Here is a 20,604-nt window from a genome sequence, read left to right as displayed (position 1 = left end):
ATTCTGTATGATTGGTCGGGTGTTTTGTGACAGGCTATCGAACTAGGATTTTTTTTGAATTCCATAGATATATTCCAGGCTTCTTTTTAAGAAGTTGATTCTGAGTCATTACCCCTAAATAATGTCCCTGTACATCATACACTTTGGCAGAAGAGTCAGTACTTGTTGTCATGGATACAGTATTAATACCTGTAACATAACTATTACAATTTCCTATTATTTCTGCTTGATATTGTTCTTCTATAATTTTAGAAGTCGATTTTGAATTAATAATCTTACAACCATTAATAAAATTGATATTATCACAATAAGCCACAAACATACCCTTCTCTGCTTGAACAAGAACATTATCAAAAGTAATATTACGTACATGTTCTTCGGGCAGACCATAGATATAAACCGGAAAATTACTCTTGGAACTCTTCTTGTAAGGTGTACCAACAGAGGTAACATTCTGTATAAGAATATCATGAAAATTAGGAGTAGTACTCGTTTGCAATGCAGAAGGAGCATAAGGAGGTTCAGGCTTAATACTCTTATCATACCAACACTCTATATAAATTGGATTATTCACATTCTTCATCATACAATTACGAAAAGTAATATTGTAAACTTCCCCGCTTCGTCCACGTTGAGATTTCAAGCGAAAACCACTTTCTGTATTAAAAAAATTGATATTCTCCCAAAGTATATCATGCATATTAGAGGTATAGCTACCCATCGATGCACCATGACCATTTCCAAATGTACAGTTCCACACATGAACAAACCGACCATCTGAATCAACCACGACATTATCATCACCATTATCAATATCACAATTATAGATATTAACATAAGGCCCCCATACAGAAATACCATCCGTATTATGAGATGGTTGTTCGGTCTTAGTCGTCGAAGCCGGCTCACGAATGATAACATCGTGTACAGTACCATGACTGCCTTTACCATTTTGACCAATTGAAATATTCACGCCTGGAGCATTTTTCACCATCACATTACGTATAAGAAATCGAGTACCCTTAGACATACGTATTACCGCACCACGGCTTATACTCTTATTATTCTCATAAGCAATCCACCACTCTTTACCTTGGCCATCAAAAAGAGAAGTATACTTATCCTCTCCTTCTATAATTATATCTGTAGCATTTTTCTGCACATCAATAAAATTATCAAACTTTATACTACTTGAAGTTATAGCCGGGTAAATCCCATAAGGTAAAAGTTTAAGAGTAGCATGAGCAGCCAGATGCAATATCGTTTTAGATTTTAATTTCACGGGACCACACAACCACTCACCTGCGGGAATAACGACCATCCCACCAGATGCAGGCACTGCATTAAGAGCCTTTTGGATAGCAATAGTATTATCTGCCGACGATATTGTAGCACCATAATCTGTGATATAAATAGTATTATGCGGTGTTATGTCAGGAATAATCGGTAAATTCACCGTCTGCCAACCTTCTGGTGTATTCTGACTTGCTTGTTCCGCAACAACATGATTATCAGCCTCCCCCCTTATTGACAATAATGTCAACAACGATAAGAAAAATGTACGTTGAAGTAAATTTGTTTTCATTATTATTTAAAATTGATATTAATCGACGACAAAAATACTACTTATATATCGCTCAAAAATATCTTTAGAATTAGAAGTCTTTAATTTGATATTAGAATCTTCTAATCGCTTGTAAAGGCTCTACTCAGGATAAAATAGTACCTTTGCATCAGGTAAAAGATAAAAAAACATGTTATTAAAATTTTTTCTTATTTGTTGTAAGATTGGCGCCTTTACATTAGGGGGTGGATATGCGATGATTCCAATTATGGAAAAAGAATTCGTAGATAAAAAACAATGGATGAATAAACAAGAATTTTTGGATATAATGGTAGTTGCCCAGACAACTCCAGGTATTTTTGCTATTGATATGGCCAGCCATATCGGCTATAAACTAAAAGGGATATGGGGAGGTATTGTTGGTGCACTCGGTATTGCTTTGCCATCAATCATTGCAATATTACTTATTGCCATGTGCTTTCATCATATTGAAGATAATGAATATATAGCCAAATTTTTTAAGGGAGTTCGCCCTGCTGTAGTAGCATTGATAGCTGCGCCATGTTTTACGATGGCAAAGACAGCTAAAATCAACAAGTACAACTGCTGGATTCCTGTAGTAGCTTGCCTACTCATAGCTCTATTCAATGTGTCTCCGATTTGGATAATTATGGTTGCAGGAATCTCTGGCTATCTGTATGGCCAACTCAAAAAGGACAAAGCATAATACGTATAAATTAAAATTCAACATAAATGATTTTACTAAAATTATTCATTGTATTTAGCAAAATAGGTATCTTTAACTTTGGTGGTGGATATGCCATGCTTTCCTTGATTTATGGTGAAGTAGTAATGAAAAATCATTGGCTCACCAACTCTGAATTTACAGATATTGTTGCAATCAGTCAATCTACTCCTGGACCTATCGGCATCAATGTAGCAACCTACGTTGGCTATACTGCTGTTATTAATGATGGCTATGCACAATGGGTAGGTTTTCTTGGTTCTATTATAGCCTCCTTATCAATCATGTGGCTACCATTTATTCTTATGATTGCCATTAGCCATTATCTCATAACGCATAAAAATTCTCCTATCGTTAAAAATATTTTTGCTGCTCTTCGTCCAACGATTGTTGGTCTTATTGCAGCAGCAGCCTTACTGTTGATAAATAAGGAAAACTTTGGAGCCCCACAAGAAAGTCTATTCACTTTTATTGTCAGCATTTTTATTTTTACAATCGCATTTTTTGTTACTAAGCGGTATAAGGTCAACCCGATTCTCACAATGCTCTTCTGTGGTATTATCGGTTTATTTCTTTATTAAAAATAATGTGAGTTAGACGAATATAAGTGTCTGAAAAATTGGCAATTAGTGAAAAATTGATGTCACATTATTGTGATGCCTATAATCACTTGCAATCTTTTTCTTATAGAAAGTTGTATCTGCGTGATAATTACTGTTTTGTCCGTATTCTGTTTCAACAACATTATCCTCCTTTTCATGGTTCTGAAACATATAAAAAAGGGGTTAACCGTAGGATAATAGTATGTCATTTCATATTTAAAACTACAAATCTTAGAGTGATTTGTACAAATCTCACTGTGATTTATAAATAATAACTATATAACAGCTATTATTTAGATAGCTTCCATCTCTTTTATACTAAGAGTATGAACAAAAATTTATTGATTTAACAAACTTTCTATATATAAACTACGATATCTTAGAAGCCTTGTTTCAACGTAAAAAGGACTATTGATACACAGCTTAATTTTGAGTATGTCAATACATCATTGACGTACTCTTATTACTTTGATCAATATAAAGTTATTACACATTCATAGTTATACCCCTTAATAAGGATAAAAACAAGCAATTCAGTACATTAGAAACTTCTAATTTCATATTAAAGCCTTCTAATGAATATTTTTTCTATACCAAAATAAGGTTATTTACCTTTGCATTCGAAATTACAAATCTAATAAATAGAATGCAAAATGAATATTACTAAGTTTAACATTGTATTTCTTATCATGGTAGGAATTTCAAATAGTACCATGGCTCAAGGGTTATTATTAGCAAATACAAATAAAGTCATGACACTAACATTTGAAAAAGCAAAGCAGATGATGCGTGAGCACCATCTGCTTCTTCTGCAAAAAAAACTTGACATAGAAAAGGCTGAAGCTCAACTAAAACAAAGTCGACTCTATGAAAACCCTACTATTGAGACAATGTATAATATCAATAATCCTGTAACACATCGCTACTTTGATTCTGGTTACGAGGGGGAAATTGACATTCAAATAAGTCAACCAATTGCTATTGGCGGACAACACAGCCAACAGGTTAAATCAGCTCACAACCAGCTGGAATCTACGAAATATGAATTCATCGATACAGAACGGGAATGCATAGCCCAATTGTATGCTAAGCTGATTGAGCTTTATTATACACAGAAGAAACAAGTAATCTATTCACAGGAACTTCATGCTATACAACAAGTAATCAATGCTTACCAAGAGGAAAATACCAAAGGGAACATTTCGCATTTAGAATTACAACGTATCAAAAGCATGTATCTTCAACTTCAAAAAGAAGCATACGACTTCCTTCAGCAAGAACAGACTTTAGAACGAGACATCAAACTAATGATAGGTATAACTGACGATGATGACAAAATACGACCTACACTAAACGAAGATAATATTACCGAACAACACATACAGAATATACATATAAACGAACTTCTGTCGCTGGCCAAATCGAGACCTGATTTAGTTGCCCAGGGCTACGATGTAAAGGCCAGCGAACATGAAGTGAAATACCAAAAAGCCATTGCACTGCCTATTATCGCTCTACAAGGAGAATATGACAAAAATGGAAGCATAGGCCATAACACATATCTTGTGGGCTTATCAGTAACAGTACCTATTTTCAACCACAATCAAGGTAATATCAAGAAAGCAAAATCTGCACTCCAACAAGCAGTAATAAGTAAGCAGATGAAAAATCAACAAATTGAAGCAGATGTGACTACATATTATAATCTACTTTGCACCCAGACACAACAAGTACAAGAATTAAAACAACTCCATAATACTCCTATGAAACAGCAGATAGATCAAGTAAAAGAACAATATTTAAAAAGAAATATTTCTCTTCTTGAATTTATCGACTTATATACTTCTTTCAAAGATACCTATTTAGCTGAACAAGATATTAAAAATCAACTGATTCAAACAGTCAACGAATTGAATACGACAGTGGGTACAGAAATCATTAAAATAAAATAAATATTAATACAATATGAATAAAATAATTTATAATGTAGCATGGCTGATACTGACAACCTATGCAATAAACTCATGCCAGCACTCACCACTAGAGCAGAATAAAAATGAAAAAGAACAAATCGCTGATAGCATTACCAAAATTCTATCAACATCTTTAGCACAAAATGCATTAGTAAGCAATGAACTGATTCTAAATGGTAATATAACATGTGATGAAAGCAAAATTGGTAAGGTTTTTATTCCTTGCAGCGGCAAGATAAGCGACATCCAACTGCAAATCGGTGACTATGTAAGTCAAGGTAAGCAATTGGCCATCGTTCATTCAGCTGAAGCAGCAGAATACAATAAACAACTGCACGAAACTGATGCCGAAATCAGACTGGCACAACGCGAACTTCAGATGAAACTTGATTTGCAACGAAGTGGAATGTCTACTAATAAAGAGATAGAAGAAGCACGTGAAAGACTAAAGGTTGCTAAAGCCGAGAAAATACGATTACGGTCAGTAGCCAACATCAACAATTTCGGCCAACTTTCACATGCTGTACTCACAGCACCTATATCAGGATACATTATCACCAAGAATATTTATAATAACTCGTACTTTGACTATACCAACAACGATGAACCAGCTTTCGAGATAGCCAATTTGGATGATGTATGGGTAATTGGCAATGTCTATGAAAGCGATATCGCTAAGATACACCAAGGAGAAAGGGTATACATTACAACCCTATCCTATCCAAATGAAAAATTTACAGGAACAATACAACGCGTTTATAGTATCATGGATACAGTTAGCAAAACCATGAAAGTACGCGTTCTATTACATAATCCGAAAGGAATGCTTAAACCTGGCATGTTTGCAAATATACATATTCAGACAGGTAATAACGTCAGTAGAACAAGTGTGCCTGAAAAAGCGATAGTCTTTGAAAACGGACATCAATATGTTGTAGTTCAAGACAATGATAAAAAACAAAAGAACCATTATCATAAGCAAGAAGTGAAAATAGACCATCAGTCCAATGACATCGTCTATATTAGTCAGGGACTCAAACCTGGTAAAAAGGTGGTATGTAAAAATGCACTTCTGATATTCAATGCCCTCAACAACCAATAGACTTATGAATAAACTTATAGACTTTATCATAACATTCTCACTGAAGAAAAAATACGTTATATTTTGTATTACTGTAATAGCAGCTATCGCGGGTATACTGAGTTTTTCTGATACCCCAGTAGATGCTTATCCTGACGTAACCAACACGAAAGTAACTATTATAACACAATGGCCTGGTAGGAGTGCTGAAGAAATTGAAAAGTTCGTAACCATCCCTATCGAAATTGCAATGAACTCAGTTCAAAAGAAAACGGATATCCGGAGCACTACCCTTTTCGGCCTGTCTGTAATAAATGTCATCTTTGATGATCACGTGGATGATGAATTCGCCCGTCAACAGGTATTTAATATGCTTCATGATGCCGATTTACCAAATGGAGTGACACCCGACGTGCAGCCTTTACAGGGTCCTACAGGAGAAATTTACCGTTACACATTGAGTAGCAAAAATAAAAGTGTACGTGAACTGAAAACATTGCAAGACTGGGTTATTGAACGCAAACTGAGATCGGTTTCCGGCATCGCTGATATAGTTAGCTTCGGTGGTGAAGTAAAAACTTTCGAAGTTAGTGTAGACCCTAACCGACTAGCTTCATATGGCATCAGTTCATTAGAATTGTATGAAGCTATTGCCAAGAGTAATATAAATGTCGGAGGTGATGTAATCGAGAAAAGTTCGCAAGCCTATGTGGTACGAGGTATCGGTATGATTAATAATATTGAGGAGATTGGAAATATCGTTGTCAAGAATATTAATGGAACACCTATCCTCGTCAAAAATCTGGCCCATATTCACGAAAATAATCAGCCAAGACTGGGACAAGTGGGAAGAGATAATACAAATGACGTAGTAGAAGGTATTGTTGTCATGCGCAAAGGTGAAAACACCCAGAAAGTCATTGCTGCTCTCAAAGACAAAGTGGCAGAAATACAAAAGGAAGATTTGCCTGATGACGTAACCATCACACCTTTTTATGACCGTGAAGAACTGGTAAATCTCTCTATTCATACAGTTCTTCATAATGTGATAGAAGGCATCCTGTTAGTTACACTTGTAGTATTCCTCTTTATGAAAGACTGGCGTACTACAATTATTGTTGCAAGTGTCATTCCACTGGCTCTTCTGTTCGCCTTTATATGCCTGCATATCACTGGCATGAGTGCTAATCTGCTATCAATGGGAGCTATTGATTTTGGAATTATCATCGACGGTGCAGTCGTCATGGTAGAAGCAATCTTTGTAGCACTAAGTGACAAGGCTAAATATTTGGGTATGGCCGCATTTAACAAATATGGAAAATGTGGTCTGATACGTATCACGGCACGCAGCAAAGCAAAATCAGTTTTCTTTTCAAAACTTATTATCATTACAGCTCTCCTGCCAATATTTAGCTTCCAGAAAGTAGAAGGGAAAATGTTTTCTCCACTTGCTTTCACATTAGGTTTCGCTTTGTTAGGTGCACTCATCTTTACCATGACCCTAGTACCAGCTATGGCTTCTGTACTGATGAGTAAAAATATCAGCGAAAAGAAAAACAGATTCCTTGAATTGATCTACAAATACTTTGACTGTTGGTTTGCATTTCTGCATCGCCATGCAAAAAGTACTATTATTGTAGCTATTTTCACTATGATTTCCGGTCTTTCGAGTTACATGTTTTTGGGATCAGAGTTTTTACCAGAGATGAATGAAGGATCTATCTACATCAGGGCTACACTTCCACAAAGCGTCTCGCTCAAGGAATCAGTAAAACTATCCGATATATTCCGTAAAATAGTGAGAGAGTATCCTGAAGTAAAAGAGGTAATTACCCAAACTGGTAGACCAAACGATGGTACAGACGCAACTGGTTTTTATAATATCGAACTTTTTGTTAAGATGTATCCAGAAAATGAATGGACTACAGGACGTAATAAGGAGCAACTCATTGATGCTATGAACAAAAGCCTGAACGCTTATCCAGGTATCGACTTTAATTTCTCTCAGCCTATCAGTGATAATGTGGAAGAAGCTGTCAGTGGTGTCAAAGGTGCCATCGTTGCTAAAGTATACGGACCGGATCTTTATGAGAGTGAACGAATAGCCAAACAGATATACAAAACCATGTTGCCTATACAAGGTATTACCGATTTAGGGGTCATAAAGAATATAGGACAACCTGAACTGCAGATTAATATCGATGAAAACAGACTAGCTCGATATGGCGTGAACAAGGAAGATGTGCAGAGTATCATTGAGATGGCAATTGGTGGAAAAGCTGCATCACAAGTTTACGAAGATGAGCGTAAATTCGATTTGGTGGTAAGGTATGATCAGCCATTCCGCAACAATGAAGAAGAAATTGGAAAAATCAAGGTACCTGCAAGTGATGGAAGTATGATTCCAATCAAGGAACTGGCTGATATTCATACCATAACAGGTCCATTAATTATTTATCGAGAGAATCATACCCGTTATTGTGCCGTAAAATTTTCTGTCCGTAATCGCGATATGGGTTCGGCCGTCGATGAAGCAAGAGCTAAAGTAGCCCAAAACGTAAATCTTCCTGATGGCTATAAAATAAGCTGGAATGGAGATTTCGAAAATCAGAAACGTGCTACAAGCAGACTGTCTCAGGTAGTCCCAATCAGCATTCTTCTTATATTCGCCATACTTTATATGCTCTTTGGAAACAGTCGCGATGCCATACTTGTACTGCTCAATGTACCATTTGCTGCCGTGGGCGGATTACTCATATTATTACTCACCCACTTCAACTTTAGTATATCTGCAGGTATCGGCTTCATCTGTCTCTTTGGGATATGCATACAGAATGGTGTCATTATGATTATGGATATCAAGCATTATATTAGGCATGATCAGGCTCTACCCGATGCTATTTCAAAGGGAATGCACTCTCGTATCAGAGCTGTACTAATGACAGCACTAATGGCTATATTAGGTTTGATGCCTGCTGCACTGAGTCACGGTATCGGAAGCGAAAGCCAACGACCTCTGGCTATCGTAATCATCGGAGGACTCATTGGTGCAACCATATTTACCCTATTTATCTTCCCTCTCTTTGTGGAGAAAATATATGGACGAACTGTTTTCAATAAGAAAGGTAAATTAAAACAACGAAAACTGTAAGAGAAGCCTAGACTATCTAAAAAATATTAGTATTTTTGCAGAGCATGATTAATGATTCTGAATATATGTCTACATCTTATATTTGCATGGTTGAGGATGAACTCAATATCTCTGATTTCGTATCCCGAGGTCTTAAAGACTTCGGATACGAAATCGATGTATTTCATAATGGACAAGAGGCTTGGAACAAACTCAAGGCTGACAATAGATATGATCTACTGCTACTCGATATCAGAATGCCAGGCATGACTGGATTGGAAATATGTCAACACTATCGTGAAAAATATGGTTATCATACTCCTATTCTAATGCTTACTGCACTGGGTACTACAGAGGATATTGTCATGGGATTACATGCCGGAGCTGACGACTACGTTGTTAAACCATTTAAATTTGCAGAACTCATAGCACGAATAAAAGCAATGCTGCGACGTACACAGGCTTTACAGCAAAACTCTCTGATCTATCATGACCTAACTATAGATCCATCAACTCACAAAGCCATCCGTAGCAATATAGAAGCAGATCTAAGTGTCAAAGAATATAGACTTCTGGAATATATGATGCAACACCATGGCGAAGTCATTTCAAGAAGACAACTTCTCAAAGATGTATGGGATAAAGATTTCGACACGAATACAAATATCGTAGATGTATATGTTAAATATTTGCGCACTAAAATAGACGATCCTTTTAAAACCAAACTCATACACACTATCATTGGCATGGGATATATGCTTAAATAAAGAAAAATGGTCATTAAAAATGAAATGAATACAGGACACAAAATATCTATTACATATTCGGCCATAACCATTGGACTTGTTCTTTTGGCAGGTTTGATATTTTATATAATATTTTCAAAATATACTGAAAATCTATATTTCGAATACCTTCAGGAAAAAGCTCACGTAGTAGCTACAGAACGATTCGAAAAAGATGAACTGTCTCCTGAGAAATATAAACAAGTGGTTCAACTTCGAAAAAGAGCCATTCCTACTTCACAACAATATTTTATTAATTTGTCAGATCATGTTAAGGCAAGAGGTATGATTAGCAAATATCTATCCGATACCCAATTATCTGATTTATTTAAAGGAAAGGATATTAATTTTAAATATGGAGACGAAGTGGGATGCGCATTCACTTATGATGACAACGAAGGTATGTTTGCTGTTATAGTAATGAGCCGCAATCCTTATGGTGAGGCGATAAATCAATATATTGGGATTGCAATTATGGCTATCATATTCGTATCCGCTATTATTCTATATCTCATCAGCAGACTATATGCTATAAAAGTAGTGAACAGAATTGATAAGAATTATCAAACCGAAAAAATGTTTGTCAATAATGCATCACACGAAATAAATAATCCACTTACAGCAATTCAAGGTGAATGTGAAATAACACTTATGCGTGAACGAACTCCTCAAGAATATATTAATACACTACAGCGTATAAACGAAGAAACTGATCGAATTATCAATATCATGAGTCAACTGCTTCAGTTCTCTCATACCCGAATGGAGAAAATTAACGAAACTGAAATAGAAAATGTAAACATGGCTGACTTCATGCAAACATTTACTAATGAGCATACTTTACTGACAATAGAAGATAATTTTTCTGTTGCTATAAAAGAGAATCTACTTCATATCGCCATACGTAACTTAGTAAATAATGCTCACAAATATTCAGGGGAAAAGCCTATATCTTTAACACTAGGACATCGTCAACTAATCATACAGGATTATGGTATAGGTATACCTGAAGATGAAATTCAGCATATATTTGAACCTTTTTATAGAGCAAGTAATACAACATCTATCAAAGGACACGGCATCGGATTGGCGCTTGCTCATGAAATACTAGAAAAATATGGCTGTAAACTTACTGTTTCATCAAAAAAAAATAATGGAACTAAAATTTGTATTACTTTCAAAAAAACATACTATTAAAAAATCATCTATCAATTTATAAGGCTAAACAAATAACTAAAAAAATTAGCCCACGATTCACATCGGGGGCTAACAACAACACAAACACAAAATTCAAATGCCTTATAAAAAGGACATTTGCTATATCTTATACAAGCCCAAATAGGCCTACGATATCTAGTCTAAAGTGTATATTCTAATAAATACAAACTCTACATAACTCCATCTTCACGAAGTTTCTGCTGCCATTTCCAAGCTGACGCCAATACATCCTCAAGTGGAGTTTTAGCTTCCCAACCCAATACTTTATTGGCCTTAGTACAATCACCCCAAATCTTTTCGATGTCACCCTCACGACGAGGACCATATTTCCAATTCAACTTCACACCGGTTGCCTTCTCAAATGTTTCAACAATCTCAAGTGTAGAATTTCCACGTCCTGTACCGATATTGAAATACTCAATTGCATCGGTATCCTGATCGAGTACACGTGCCATAGCAGCAACATGAGCCTTAGCCAAATCAACTACATAAATGTAATCGCGAATACAAGTTCCATCAGGGGTATCATAATCCTTACCAAATATCGTCAATTCCTTACGGATACCCATAGCTGTCTGAGTAACATATGGTATCAAGTTAGCAGGAACACCATTTGGAAGTTCTCCTATAAGAGCTGTTGGATGAGCCCCAATTGGGTTAAAATATCTTAGAACAATGCTCTTAATAGCAGCACCACTATGGATATAGTCAAAAATAATCTGCTCATTAATCTCTTTTGTATTGCCATAAGGTGATGTAGCTTTCTGATGAGGTGCATTCTCTGTTACAGGAAGATTCTCTGGCTTTGGCTGTCCATATACAGTACAACTTGAAGAAAAAATGATTCCCTTAACATCATACTGTGGCATCAACTCGAGAAGATTAACTAAAGATACAATATTGTTACGATAATACAACAATGGCTTCTGTACACTCTCGCCTACGGCTTTACTTGCTGCAAAATGAATGATACCTTCAATCTTTGGATACTTCTTGAATACTTCCTCTGTAGCATCTTTATCACGTAAATCAACCTGTTCGAATGCAGGACGTACACCGGTAATTTTTTCAATACCATCAAGTACTTCTATCTTAGAATTGCTTAGGTTATCTACTATTACTACGTCATATCCGGCTTCTATCAACTCTACAGTAGTATGAGAGCCTATAAAACCAGTACCACCTGTAACTAATATTGTCTGTTTCATATATTTGATTACTTAGTTAACAACAAAGGTACGCATTTATTTTAAAAAATGCGTACCTTTTTCAAATATTTTTATCGAAGTAAATAATATTTTTACTCTTTCGAAGAAAATTTCATTAGTTCAAACCAAACAATGTACGAAGACCACCCTCAAGACCACTAAAGCCCATGAAAGCGAGAGCCAATAAACCAGCTGTAACTAGTACTATACTCATGCCTTGCATGCCTTTTGGGATTTTAGTTAATGCCTGTTGTTCACGAATACCTGCAAAAAGTATCAATGCCAAAGCAAAACCAAGAGCTGTAGAGAATGCATAAACTACACTCTGAAGTAATGAGTAGTCTTTCTGAATAACAAGAATTGCAACTCCAAGCACTGCACAGTTGGTTGTAATCAAAGGGAGAAATACACCTAATGCCTGATAAAGAGCTGGTGACGTTTTCTTCAGAATAATTTCAATCATCTGTACCAAAGCAGCAATAACCAAAATAAAGGCCAAAGTCTGTAGATACTGCAAATGAAATGGAGTTAACACATAGGTCTGAATGAGGAAGGTTACAATTGTAGCTAAAGTCATAACAAAAGTTACAGCTGCCCCCATACCTAATGCTGTATCAATTTTCTTAGATACACCAAGAAATGGACAGATACCCAAGAACTGTGACAATACAATATTATTAACGAATATTGCAGAGATAAATATCAATAAATATTCCATAATTGTGCTATTTAACGTTTAATTTTATTGATAATAGCTGAAAGATATCCTAAAGTGATAAATGCACCTGGAGGAAGGATAAACAGCAAAATATTGGTAGTCTCTGGCAATAGATTGATACCGAAGATACTACCGGCACCAAGAAGTTCACGAACACAGCCTAAAAGAGTAAGAGCACCGGTAAAACCGAGTCCTATACCTATACCATCAAAGATGCTAGCCAACGGTGAATTCTTGCAGGCAAAACTCTCTGCACGTCCCAAAATGATACAGTTTACTACTATCAGCGGTATAAATAGGCCCAATGCCTGATTAATTGAATCTGGAGCATATGCACTCATAACCATCTGAAGAATAGTAACAAATGCTGCTATCACGACTATGAAAACAGGTATACGAACCATATCGGGGGTAATCTTCTTGATACAAGAGATTACAAAGTTAGTACAAATCAATACGGCCATTGTAGCCAAGCCCATAGAAAAACCATTGATGGCGCTTGTCGTTGTAGCCAATGTTGGACACATACCAAGGGTAAGAACAAATGTAGGGTTCTCCTTGATCATGCCATTCAAAAGAACTTTAATATTACTCATAGGGCTTATCTTTTCTTATTAGATTTGATATACACGGCATAAGCCTGATTGATAGCCTTCAGGAAAGCACGTGATGTAATAGTACTAGCTGTGATGGCATCTACAGCATTACCGGTTTTATCATCCTTGCTTACATGGAGGTCACCATCAGCTGGATTTTTACCTATAATATTACCTTTACCACCCTTCTGGAACCAATCACCTGCTTTAGCACCAAGACCTGGTGTCTCTGCGTGCTGAAGAATGGTATAGCCTAAAATCTGACCTTCTGGATTGAAACCTACGAGTACTTTCAAATCGCCACCAAAACCACCAGTAACACTTTCTACTGCTGCACCGAGGTTCTTGCCACTCTTATCGGTTGTAGCGTGAATGGTAAAACTTACTGGCTTACCATCAATAGTCTCTGTTACATTAACAGGCTCAGCAACTTGCAAATCATTGGTTCCCATAACGTTCTTGATACCTGCAGCAAGGGTCTTTTCTGCCTTTTCAGCTATTGGACCTTCTGTAAGATGGTTGATATAAGCTAACAAACCACCGATTATCAAACTTACTCCTACCAGTACAAGAACCATATTTGTCAAAGATGATTTTAATTTTTGCATCTTTTTATAACTTTAATTCTTTGTAATTTCGTTGAATACTCTCTATTACTTAGCTATACCGTAGCGCTTAGGCTTCATATAGTGATTAATCAGAGGTGTAAAGCCATTCATGATTAAGATTGCAAATGACATACCCTCTGGATAGCTTCCCCAATTACGGATTACTATAGTGAGGAAACCAATAGCAACACCATAAATAAGCTGACCTTTCTTTGTCATCGGACTTGTAACATAGTCGGTAGCCATAAAGATTGCACCCAACATCAAACCGCCACTCAGCAACTCATATACAGGGTTAGCATATACAGGATTAATCATATGCATTAAACCACTAAATACAAAAACTGTGCAAAGAATAGATACAGGAATATGCCATGTGATAATTTTCTTCACAAGCATATAAATTAAACCTAAAAGAAGCGCAGCTGCACAAACCTCACCTATAGTACCTGCACCCATACCATTCGCAGGATTACCAAGCAACATAGTAAAAGTATCAGGAAGCTTATCCAATAAAGATGCATCGCCTGTCTTGATAGCTTCTTTCATAACACTTAATGGTGTAGCACCTGTCTGTGCATCGAGATAACTACCTAACTGTCCCACTGTAGGCCAACTTGTCATCTGCGCAGGGAAGCTAACAAGAAGAAAACAACGACCAACCAATGCTGGGTTAAAAGGATTATTACCAAGTCCTCCAAAAGACATCTTACCAACTCCAATAGCAATAAGCGCACCCAGGATAATTATCCAAAGAGGTAAATTACTAGGAAGATTCATACCCAAAAGAAGACCTGTTAGCATAGCAGAGCCATCAAGTACTTGCGGCTTAGTCTTTAGCATATATTTAGCAATTGCCCACTCAAAAAATACGCAGGCAGCCACACTAGTCAGCAACACAACAGCTGAACCTATTCCGAAATAATACAGAGAAACGAGAACAGCAGGAATCAACGCTATAATGACACCGTACATATTTCTTTCTACACTATCATTTCCATGTGCGTGTGGTGAAAGAGAAACTATTAATTTTCCCATTTTATTATTTAAATTTCTTGATTCTATTATTTATAGGTAACACTCCACTTAAGCCTTAACATCTGCAGGCTTAGCTTTTTCAGCTTCTGCCTTAGCCTTCTCTGCTTCAGCTTTTGCCTTCATTGCACGACCGCGAATAATTCCCATAACAGCGCCTTTTCCATTAGCGATATTATCGAGTAAAGGACGGTGAGCTGGACAAGTAAACTGACAACTTCCACAAGATATACAACTTACAACTTCCTCTTGCTCAAGCTGATCAAACATCTTGTTAACAGAAAGTGTAGCCAATAAATATGGTTCCAGTCCCATAGGACAAGCTTCGACACACTTACCACAACGAATACAAGCCTGTGCTTCTTTTCGATGAGCATCTTTTCCTGTAAGTACTGTAATGGCATTGGTACCCTTACATACAGGAACATCAAGGCTAATAACAGCCTTACCCATCATCGGACCACCTGCAAGAACTTTGTTATCATCATCTGGAAGACCACCACATGCTTCAATAAGTTGACTCATTGGTGTACCCATACGAACTAAGAAGTTACTTGGATTCTTAATATGCTTACCTGTTACAGTGGTATATCGTTCAAAGAGAGGCTTATTCTTCATAACAGCTTGATAAACAGCATATGCTGTACCTACATTCTGAACAATTGCACCAACATTTACAGGTATTGCAGGTGGAGCTGGAACTTGACGCCCAACAACTGCATCTACTAACTGTTTTTCACCTCCTTGAGGATATTTTGTCTTCAAAGGAACAACTTCAATTCCTGCATGTTCTTTACATAATTCTGTTAGCAGACGAATAGCTTCTGGCTTATTCTCTTCTATACCAATAAAGCCTTTATCTACCTTAGCTGCTTTCATCAAAAGCTCTACACCTACAAGAATCTCATCAGCATGCTCCATCATCAAACGATAATCAGAGGTGATATATGGCTCACATTCTACAGCATTTATAATAACAAATTCAGCTTTAGCTGTAGGTGGAGGACACAACTTGATAAAAGTAGGGAAACCAGCACCACCCATACCTGTAACACCTGCAACCTTGACACGATTAACAATTTCTTCTGAAGTTAATTCAGGATGAGCTGCAAGTGTCTCAAGAGTATCACTACGATCAATGCTTTCCTCCCACTCGTCTTCTTCATCGACATTAATAATAATAGCTGGCTTGCGATAACCTGTAGCATCATAAACATTGTCAATTTTAGCTACAGTACCTGATACTGAACTATAAACAGGAGCAGAAACAAATCCACCTGCCTCAGCCAACAACGTACCAACCTTAACTTTATCACCACGCTGAACTACTGCTTTAGCAGGAGCACCAATATGCTGAGAAAGCATAAAAATGGCTTGTTTTGGCAATTCTGCTACCTTGGTAGGTATCTCAGCAGTGATCTTATTTTCCTCTGGATGTACACCGCCTATTTTAAATGTATGTAGTTTCATTACTTTTTCTCCTCTACTTTAGTTTCTTCGTTAACAGAAGCAGCAGCAGGCTGAGCAACTGTTTCAACCGATTTCGCAGGCTGAGCTTTCTTCACAGGGAAGTTAACTTTGATAATAGCGCCTGTAGGACATTCATCAACACACTTGGTACACATGCGACACTTGTTGAAATCGATATAAGAAAGGTTGTTTTCAATAGTAATTGCCTCAAACTTACATACCTTCTGACATTTACCACAACCGATACAAGCTGCAGTACAGCTCTTACGTGCAACAGCTCCCTTATCCTTATTGACACACTGTACATAAACACGGCGTCCCTTTGGACCTTTCTTACGAAGCTCTATAATATGGCGTGGACATGCCTTGGTACAAGCACCACAAGAAGTACACTTCTCTTCGTCTACTTCAGGGAGACCTGTCTCTGGATTCATATGAATAGCATCAAAAGCACAAGCTTTGGTACAATCACCACAACCCAAACAACCGAAACCACATCCGGTTTCACCACTACCATTAGCATTCATTGCCTGACAGGTACGAAGACCGTCATACTCAGCAATACGAGGACGATTTGTACATGTTCCATTGCAACGAACCACTGCAACCATAGGTTCAGTATTAGCAACAGCCATACCCAACAGGTCGGCTACTTTACCCATAACAGGATCACCTCCAACAGGGCAACGAATACCCTCGATAGAACCTGCATCGGCACCTTTAACAAGAGCTTCTGCAAGACCACCACAGCCTGCGAAACCACATCCACCACAGTTAGCACCAGGAAGTATTTCTACTACCTGAGCAATGCGGGGATCTTCTTGCACAGCAAATTTCTTGGAAACGATATAAAGGATTACAGCTGCAACCAGCGCTATCGCTCCAAGAACTAGAACCGCAATTAAAATAAAGTTCATAATTTTTGTATTTGTTTTAGTTTAAATTATTTCGATTCAATTTTAAAATCAACGATTTCGCGTATCTTATTGCGCATCAGGTAGATAACAAAAAAATATGGTATTAATGCTGCAAGGCCGCAAAGGGCTGCAGTCCCATCGTTTCCTGTTAAAGCCCGAACAACAAAAAGTACTACTACCATAATAACAAGAGGTAGTCCATAACCTAACATAGTAGCACGATACCCTACTGTTGTATTAGTATACACCATAACGTTCTGACCAATTTTATAGGAGCTAGTGTCATGATGAAAAACGTCTATAATCTTTTCTTTTTGTTCTGAGGCGTTACAATGTCCTGAAATCTTACATGCACTACACGAAGCTGACTGAAGGATGCGTACATGTATACAGTCATCTTCTATCGAATCTACAATTCCAGCGTGAGTTATTTTCTCCATTTCTTGTGTTCGCTTTATTTAGATCTTTGTATATTAGATTTTGCAAAGTCCACTTTACAAATGCAAAGATAACAACATATATCGAATAGAGCAAATAAATCAAAAAGAAATTATTCTTTTTTCTATACCACTAGAAAAATTATTAGTCAAACATTTTGATTTTCATGATAAATACCTTATCTTTGCTTTAAATTTATAACAAAAAAATAGAAATGGAAGCAAACGAGCAGATAACACAGCAAGTTGGACGCTTCATCAGAAAAGTAGCAGAAAAATTTCCTATAACTGATGAGCTATCTTTGATAACCGATATCCACGTAAGAGCCAATCAGGAAACAGGGGAACTTTTGGCTTATGACGATGATGACAATGAAATTACTCGTGTTACAATAGAAGCATGGTTTAACTGTCAGGATGAAAATTTTGATAATATTGTAACTTCCATCCTTCGCGAAGCCCTTCTGAAGAATGAGCAAATAGTAGGAAATCTTGGTATTCTTAAACCTTATAACTTTGTTCTCGAATCGTACGAGGAAAAAGAATATATCGCTGAACTTTTTCTAGCAGATGATGATACGGTTATTATAGGGGGTGATTTGATGCCAAATTTGGACGAAGATTTGAATCATTTTCTTGACGAGCTTCAATTGGAAGATTAAACATTCAAATTATTATATATAAAAAGAGCTTGCCATAGTTTAGCAAGCTCTTTTTATTTAATTATAGCTTTATCTTTTTTTTAGTAATTTTACTTTCATTACCTACTCTATCGAGCGAAGTTACAACATAAGTATATTTTGTTTTTCCATTCTCATATGGTAATCTGTACATCGTTTCAGAAGTAATTGCAAGAATCTTTTCTGTATTCTCTACATCCACTTTCTCACCAGGATTAAACTTATATACGACATAACGCTCTGTTGCATCACCCCATTTTTTTGCCTTTGGTGCTTTCCAGAAAAGTATATAACCATCACTAGTCCATACTGGCTTAAGACTTTTCACTTTCTGAGGAGCCTTATTATCTAAGAATGGCATTAATGGCGGTAAAGCTGGATTTTTCCAATAGTTCTTACGAAGTACCGTACCATAATTGCCATAATTATCTACTGCTAATCGGGAATACCATAATACAGTACCATCAACATGCTCCATTTGCTGATGTAAGCGGTATTTTGCAGCCATTTGATTGCTCTGTGGATTATTAAGATCCGCAAACTTACAAGTACGTTCGATGTCTTCACCTATATATAAAGGACGATTACTTGCGTGTTTATTCCACCACTTGATAAGAGTCTCATAATCTGCTGTTGTATGGCCAATTTGCCAATAGAGCTGTGGCACATTATAATCCACCCAACCATTATTTACCCACATTAACACATCGGCATAAAGATCATCATAATTCTGCAAACCTGCTGTAGCAGAACCATTTGGTGAATTTTTCTGATTACGATATATACCAAAAGGAGAAACACCAAATTTGACCCATGGCTTTGCTTTATGAATGGTTTCACCTAACTCCTTAATAAAAATATTCACATTATCACGACGCCAATCTGCAATATTACTAAAACCGTGATTATACTGTTCAAACTGTCTACTGTCGGGTATTTGTTGACCTGGTGCTGGGTACGGATAAAAATAGTCATCAATATGTAAGCCATCAATATCATAACGATTCACAATATCCTCTACTACCCGATAAATGTATTGCCTATTCTCTGGCATACCTGGATTTAGAATAAATAGATTATCATAAGAGAATACGCGTTCTGGATGCTTGATGGCAATATGATTACTTACTAAGTTTGTTGTACCTTTTGTTTTAGCTCGATATGGATTTATCCAAGCGTGAAGCTCCATACCTCGTTTGTGACACTGTTCCACCATCCATTGAAGAGGATCCCAATATGGTGAAGGAGCTTGTCCCTGTACACCCGTAAGGAATCTACTCCAAGGTTCGTACTTGGACGCATAAAGAGCATCACACTCTGCACGTACCTGAAAAATGATAGCGTTAACACCATCTTTCTGTAATTCATCTAACTGATGAAGCAGATTACTCTGCATAGCCTCAGTAGACATTCCCTGAAACTGTCCATTAACGCACTGTATCCAAGCGCCACGAAACTCTCGCTTTCGTGCTGACACTTGCAATATAGAAACTAGTAATAAAATCAGTAAAAAGATTTTTTTCATTGTTAGGATTTTATATTTTAAGACTACAAAGATACAACTAAAAATTGAACGCACAAAATAACCAATAGAAACGTATAAAAATAAAATAGAGTTTGTCATCACGACAAACTCTACTTACATACTTACTAAAACTAAATTAACCACTAAAAAAACTAATCTTATTTAAAGTTTTATCTTTAATCAAATTTGTTTGAAATAAGCAGAGGCTATGAATCCTCATTCTTAATTCTGATGCAAATATAAGACTAAAAATTGTAACTACCAAATATTTTTAGGGAAAAGTTTAATTAAATCCTATTTTTTATAATAATC

At 36.6% G+C, this 20,604-nt stretch carries 18 protein-coding genes; 8 read left to right on the top strand and 10 right to left on the bottom strand.

The window, feature by feature from the left end:
* Positions 1 to 34: 34 nt before the first annotated feature.
* Positions 35 to 1,585, bottom strand: coding sequence for a glycoside hydrolase family 28 protein (locus L6471_RS08685; protein ID WP_237797698.1), 1,551 nt, complete (start codon positions 1,583 to 1,585; stop codon positions 35 to 37).
* Between the two features lie 169 nt (positions 1,586 to 1,754).
* Here L6471_RS08685 and L6471_RS08680 point away from each other — a divergent pair, with 169 nt between their 5' ends.
* The 7 genes from L6471_RS08680 to L6471_RS08650 all read left to right on the top strand — a co-directional run bounded on the left by L6471_RS08680 (position 1,755) and on the right by L6471_RS08650 (position 11,077).
* Positions 1,755 to 2,291, top strand: coding sequence for a chromate transporter (locus L6471_RS08680; RefSeq protein ID WP_237797697.1), 537 nt, complete (start codon positions 1,755 to 1,757; stop codon positions 2,289 to 2,291).
* Between the two features lie 26 nt (positions 2,292 to 2,317).
* Complete coding sequence (locus L6471_RS08675; protein WP_006282840.1) at positions 2,318 to 2,890, top strand: chromate transporter; 573 nt, start codon at positions 2,318 to 2,320, stop codon at positions 2,888 to 2,890.
* 674 nt (positions 2,891 to 3,564) lie between these two features.
* Positions 3,565 to 4,863: a TolC family protein gene (locus L6471_RS08670; protein WP_237797696.1), complete on the top strand. Its 1,299-nt coding sequence runs from the start codon at positions 3,565 to 3,567 to the stop codon at positions 4,861 to 4,863.
* 13 nt (positions 4,864 to 4,876) lie between these two features.
* Complete coding sequence (locus L6471_RS08665; RefSeq protein WP_074549275.1) at positions 4,877 to 5,986, top strand: efflux RND transporter periplasmic adaptor subunit; 1,110 nt, start codon at positions 4,877 to 4,879, stop codon at positions 5,984 to 5,986.
* Between the two features lie 4 nt (positions 5,987 to 5,990).
* A complete protein-coding gene (locus L6471_RS08660; protein ID WP_237797695.1) occupies positions 5,991 to 9,116 on the top strand; it encodes an efflux RND transporter permease subunit in 3,126 nt (1,041 codons plus the stop codon).
* A gap of 65 nt (positions 9,117 to 9,181) precedes the next feature.
* Complete coding sequence (locus L6471_RS08655) at positions 9,182 to 9,862, top strand: response regulator transcription factor (protein ID WP_176759752.1); 681 nt, start codon at positions 9,182 to 9,184, stop codon at positions 9,860 to 9,862.
* A gap of 24 nt (positions 9,863 to 9,886) precedes the next feature.
* A complete protein-coding gene (locus tag L6471_RS08650; protein WP_237797694.1) occupies positions 9,887 to 11,077 on the top strand; it encodes a sensor histidine kinase in 1,191 nt (396 codons plus the stop codon).
* A 191-nt stretch (positions 11,078 to 11,268) separates the two neighbouring features.
* Here L6471_RS08650 and galE read toward each other — a convergent pair whose 3' ends face one another.
* The 8 genes from galE to L6471_RS08610 all read right to left on the bottom strand — a co-directional run bounded on the left by galE (position 11,269) and on the right by L6471_RS08610 (position 18,090).
* The gene (gene galE, locus L6471_RS08645; RefSeq protein ID WP_006282846.1) at positions 11,269 to 12,306 is read right to left on the bottom strand and encodes a UDP-glucose 4-epimerase GalE; all 1,038 of its coding nucleotides are present in this window, start codon (positions 12,304 to 12,306) and stop codon (positions 11,269 to 11,271) included.
* 115 nt (positions 12,307 to 12,421) lie between these two features.
* Positions 12,422 to 13,024, bottom strand: a complete 603-nt coding sequence (rsxA, locus tag L6471_RS08640) for an electron transport complex subunit RsxA (protein ID WP_006282847.1) — start codon at positions 13,022 to 13,024, stop codon at positions 12,422 to 12,424.
* 11 nt (positions 13,025 to 13,035) lie between these two features.
* Complete coding sequence (gene rsxE, locus L6471_RS08635) at positions 13,036 to 13,620, bottom strand: electron transport complex subunit RsxE (protein WP_006282848.1); 585 nt, start codon at positions 13,618 to 13,620, stop codon at positions 13,036 to 13,038.
* A gap of 5 nt (positions 13,621 to 13,625) precedes the next feature.
* Entirely contained in the window at positions 13,626 to 14,228 is a 603-nt protein-coding gene (locus tag L6471_RS08630) for an RnfABCDGE type electron transport complex subunit G (RefSeq protein ID WP_027453517.1), read from the bottom strand.
* Between the two features lie 45 nt (positions 14,229 to 14,273).
* On the bottom strand, positions 14,274 to 15,266 hold the full coding sequence (locus tag L6471_RS08625) for an RnfABCDGE type electron transport complex subunit D (RefSeq protein WP_027453518.1): 993 nt from the start codon (positions 15,264 to 15,266) through the stop codon (positions 14,274 to 14,276).
* A gap of 48 nt (positions 15,267 to 15,314) precedes the next feature.
* A complete protein-coding gene (rsxC, locus tag L6471_RS08620; RefSeq protein WP_237797693.1) occupies positions 15,315 to 16,733 on the bottom strand; it encodes an electron transport complex subunit RsxC in 1,419 nt (472 codons plus the stop codon).
* Entirely contained in the window at positions 16,733 to 17,650 is a 918-nt protein-coding gene (locus L6471_RS08615) for a Fe-S cluster domain-containing protein (RefSeq protein ID WP_027453519.1), read from the bottom strand. The genes rsxC and L6471_RS08615 overlap by 1 nt, the downstream gene beginning before the upstream one ends.
* 26 nt (positions 17,651 to 17,676) lie before the next feature.
* A complete protein-coding gene (locus tag L6471_RS08610) occupies positions 17,677 to 18,090 on the bottom strand; it encodes a SoxR reducing system RseC family protein (RefSeq protein WP_006282853.1) in 414 nt (137 codons plus the stop codon).
* 212 nt (positions 18,091 to 18,302) lie between these two features.
* On the opposite strand from L6471_RS08610, the gene L6471_RS08605 reads away from it, so the two are divergent.
* On the top strand, positions 18,303 to 18,749 hold the full coding sequence (locus L6471_RS08605; protein ID WP_006282854.1) for a hypothetical protein: 447 nt from the start codon (positions 18,303 to 18,305) through the stop codon (positions 18,747 to 18,749).
* A gap of 61 nt (positions 18,750 to 18,810) precedes the next feature.
* On the opposite strand, the gene L6471_RS08600 is transcribed toward L6471_RS08605, so the two are convergent.
* Positions 18,811 to 20,292, bottom strand: coding sequence for a glycoside hydrolase family 10 protein (locus L6471_RS08600; RefSeq protein WP_027453521.1), 1,482 nt, complete (start codon positions 20,290 to 20,292; stop codon positions 18,811 to 18,813).
* Between the last annotated feature and the right edge of the window lie 312 nt (positions 20,293 to 20,604).

Source organism: Segatella bryantii (assembly GCF_022024215.1).
In the GTDB taxonomy this organism is placed as follows: Bacteria; Bacteroidota; Bacteroidia; order Bacteroidales; family Bacteroidaceae; genus Prevotella; species Prevotella bryantii.
This window is presented reverse-complemented; position numbering and strand designations above follow the sequence as displayed.

Excerpts from the sequence above, each read along its gene's own strand:
- L6471_RS08685 (WP_237797698.1), bottom strand. The coding sequence starts at position 1,585 with ATGAAAACAAATTTACTTCAACGTACATTTTTCTTATCGTTGTTGACA.
- L6471_RS08680 (WP_237797697.1), top strand. The coding sequence starts at position 1,755 with ATGTTATTAAAATTTTTTCTTATTTGTTGTAAGATTGGCGCCTTTACA.
- L6471_RS08675 (WP_006282840.1), top strand. The coding sequence starts at position 2,318 with ATGATTTTACTAAAATTATTCATTGTATTTAGCAAAATAGGTATCTTT.
- L6471_RS08670 (WP_237797696.1), top strand. The coding sequence starts at position 3,565 with ATGAATATTACTAAGTTTAACATTGTATTTCTTATCATGGTAGGAATT.
- L6471_RS08665 (WP_074549275.1), top strand. The coding sequence starts at position 4,877 with ATGAATAAAATAATTTATAATGTAGCATGGCTGATACTGACAACCTAT.
- L6471_RS08660 (WP_237797695.1), top strand. The coding sequence starts at position 5,991 with ATGAATAAACTTATAGACTTTATCATAACATTCTCACTGAAGAAAAAA.
- L6471_RS08655 (WP_176759752.1), top strand. The coding sequence starts at position 9,182 with ATGTCTACATCTTATATTTGCATGGTTGAGGATGAACTCAATATCTCT.
- L6471_RS08650 (WP_237797694.1), top strand. The coding sequence starts at position 9,887 with ATGAATACAGGACACAAAATATCTATTACATATTCGGCCATAACCATT.
- galE (WP_006282846.1), bottom strand. The coding sequence starts at position 12,306 with ATGAAACAGACAATATTAGTTACAGGTGGTACTGGTTTTATAGGCTCT.
- rsxA (WP_006282847.1), bottom strand. The coding sequence starts at position 13,024 with ATGGAATATTTATTGATATTTATCTCTGCAATATTCGTTAATAATATT.
- rsxE (WP_006282848.1), bottom strand. The coding sequence starts at position 13,620 with ATGAGTAATATTAAAGTTCTTTTGAATGGCATGATCAAGGAGAACCCT.
- L6471_RS08630 (WP_027453517.1), bottom strand. The coding sequence starts at position 14,228 with ATGCAAAAATTAAAATCATCTTTGACAAATATGGTTCTTGTACTGGTA.
- L6471_RS08625 (WP_027453518.1), bottom strand. The coding sequence starts at position 15,266 with ATGGGAAAATTAATAGTTTCTCTTTCACCACACGCACATGGAAATGAT.
- rsxC (WP_237797693.1), bottom strand. The coding sequence starts at position 16,733 with ATGAAACTACATACATTTAAAATAGGCGGTGTACATCCAGAGGAAAAT.
- L6471_RS08615 (WP_027453519.1), bottom strand. The coding sequence starts at position 17,650 with ATGAACTTTATTTTAATTGCGGTTCTAGTTCTTGGAGCGATAGCGCTG.
- L6471_RS08610 (WP_006282853.1), bottom strand. The coding sequence starts at position 18,090 with ATGGAGAAAATAACTCACGCTGGAATTGTAGATTCGATAGAAGATGAC.
- L6471_RS08605 (WP_006282854.1), top strand. The coding sequence starts at position 18,303 with ATGGAAGCAAACGAGCAGATAACACAGCAAGTTGGACGCTTCATCAGA.
- L6471_RS08600 (WP_027453521.1), bottom strand. The coding sequence starts at position 20,292 with ATGAAAAAAATCTTTTTACTGATTTTATTACTAGTTTCTATATTGCAA.